The organism is Poseidonocella pacifica, assembly GCF_900111875.1.
Classification (GTDB): Bacteria; Pseudomonadota; Alphaproteobacteria; order Rhodobacterales; family Rhodobacteraceae; genus Poseidonocella; species Poseidonocella pacifica.
Genome location: NZ_FOJU01000005.1, coordinates 101274 through 103142, shown reverse-complemented (window position 1 = coordinate 103142; position 1869 = coordinate 101274). Strand labels below are relative to the sequence as shown.

Sequence of the window (1869 nt, the reverse complement as noted above, 5' to 3'; positions counted from 1 at the left end):
CTATACCTTCAGCGATCCGGAGCCTTGAGAATGCGAGTTTTATTCGCCGCGATACAAAGCAGAAAAATGCAAAATGAAACTGTTTGAACACCTTAGAGAAGCGAAGCGAATTCCCAAAGAAAGAAATTACGGATAATGTCGCTCTCTTTTTGTCATGATGTGTAGGGGGTCAAAGGTTAACGAAATCTAAACAATTCCAGTTGCGTAACCTTCTTTGCCTCCATGACCCGGAGCGGCCTGTTCTCCCGCCTTGTTTCAAAGGGTTCCGAAGCATTCTCGGCGTGACAATGACGCCACGATCCGGCGTAAGCCGCGCCCGCGACCCCGGGAACCACCGCGCCACGCTTGCCGGTACCTTTGGCCTGTGCCAGCTTCCGCGCAACAAGGAATTCTGCCCTTCGCCACGCGAAGCGTCAGAGCGCACCAACCGTACAGGGAACTCCGATGGCCAAACAATTGCTGATCTATGACAGGGCGACGCCCATCAATGCCGACACGCACAAGGATGTGTCCGTCAAGATGACCGGCGCCTACGGTTTTGCTCGCGACGTCAACTCCGTACCAATCGTTGCGGCGGAATTCTCTGCGGCGGCGGCCGACTGCGTGATTGTCTTCGCAGGAACGGCAGAGGCGGTTTTCCCCGCCGTACTGCTCGGGGTGGAGAACGACCGCAACGAATACGTCGACGAGAATGGCGCATGGATCGGCCGGTACATCCCAGCCTTCCTGCGTCGGTACCCCTTCGTTTTTGCGCAGAACCCCGATGGGAACCAACTCACCTTGTGCATCGATGAGGGGTTTGAGGGCGTAAACTCGGATGGTCGCGGCGAACGCCTGTTCGACAGTGAGGGTGAACGGTCCAGCTTCCTCCAGTCGCAGCTGGAATTCGCGACCCAGTACCAAAGCCAGTATCTGCGAACCAAGGCATTTTGTGATCGCCTGCTGGCCCTTGATCTGCTTGAGCCAGCGGTTGCCAATTTCACTGGTGACGATAATCAGCCGCGCCGCCTCGCCGGCTTCTTCCGGATTGATCGCGCCAAGCTCAAGGCTCTCTCGCCCGAGGTCCTTGGGGAGATGTTCGCCAGTGACGAACTGGAGTTGTGCTACGTACACCTGCAATCATTTGCGAATATTGAAACGCTCAGTATCAAACTGGCGGAAAACGCGGCTCGGGGCCAATCACTTCAATAAGTTGGTTGGCTACCACGTACGACATGGGGGCGGAGGCTGCACCGCCCCCGCCTGCGGCTTGGTCCTTGTCTGCCTAACGCGACCCTCCACGCATCGCGCGGATGACTAGCGCGATCGCGCATAGGGCGAGGAATATGAAGAAGAGGATCTTGGCGATACCCGCCGACGCCGCAGCGATCCCACCAAACCCGAAGATCCCGGCGATGACTGCCACGACGAAAAAGATAAGTGCCCAATACAGCATGGTCTTTCCTTTTCGCTGAAGTCGAAGTGACGATATCTGGGTAACCCCCCAAATCATTCGCGGGTTCCACGGGAACCTCATGGCATCTCGGTGGTTGTATGGGGGAAAGGAGAGCTACAATGGCAGACTCTAACACACCGACAATCACCGAAACCGAAGCGGCACAGACCCGCACCGGAGGCGTAAAGGAAAACGCCAAGCTGGTCGCCGACAAGGCCAACGTTCTTGGGCACGAGGTTCAGGATGCAGCCGTGGCGCAGTTTGAACGCGCCAAGGAAGCGACATCCGTTGCCGTCGACACTGGTTCGGAATTCGTTCGCAAGAACCCCGGCCTTGCAATCGCAGGCGCCGTCGGTTTTGGCCTCTTGCTCGGCCTCGCGCTGCGCGACCGCTACTAAGGCGATGCGTCAGCGGTTCGCTGGCGGCTCAGAACC

At 57.5% G+C, this 1869-nt stretch carries 3 protein-coding genes; 2 read left to right on the top strand and 1 reads right to left on the bottom strand.

Features of this window, described 5'->3' with window-relative positions; translation table 11 throughout:
• Positions 1–444 precede the first annotated feature (444 nt).
• Entirely contained in the window at positions 445–1191 is a 747-nt protein-coding gene (locus BM234_RS14465) for a SapC family protein (RefSeq protein ID WP_092066238.1), read from the top strand.
• A 73-nt stretch (positions 1192–1264) separates the two neighbouring features.
• Here the strand turns inward: BM234_RS14465 and BM234_RS14460 are convergent, their stop codons facing one another.
• Positions 1265–1435, bottom strand: coding sequence for a DUF1328 domain-containing protein (locus BM234_RS14460; RefSeq protein WP_092066236.1), 171 nt, complete (start codon positions 1433–1435; stop codon positions 1265–1267).
• 119 nt (positions 1436–1554) lie between these two features.
• Between BM234_RS14460 and BM234_RS14455 the strand changes: the two genes are divergently transcribed.
• Positions 1555–1833: a hypothetical protein gene (locus BM234_RS14455; protein WP_092066234.1), complete on the top strand. Its 279-nt coding sequence runs from the start codon at positions 1555–1557 to the stop codon at positions 1831–1833.
• Positions 1834–1869: the final 36 nt, after the last annotated feature.

Coding starts and splice junctions, on each gene's coding strand:
- BM234_RS14455 (WP_092066234.1), top strand. CDS start 1,555: ATGGCAGACTCTAACACACCGACAATCACCGAAACCGAAGCGGCACAG.
- BM234_RS14465 (WP_092066238.1), top strand. CDS start 445: ATGGCCAAACAATTGCTGATCTATGACAGGGCGACGCCCATCAATGCC.
- BM234_RS14460 (WP_092066236.1), bottom strand. CDS start 1,435: ATGCTGTATTGGGCACTTATCTTTTTCGTCGTGGCAGTCATCGCCGGG.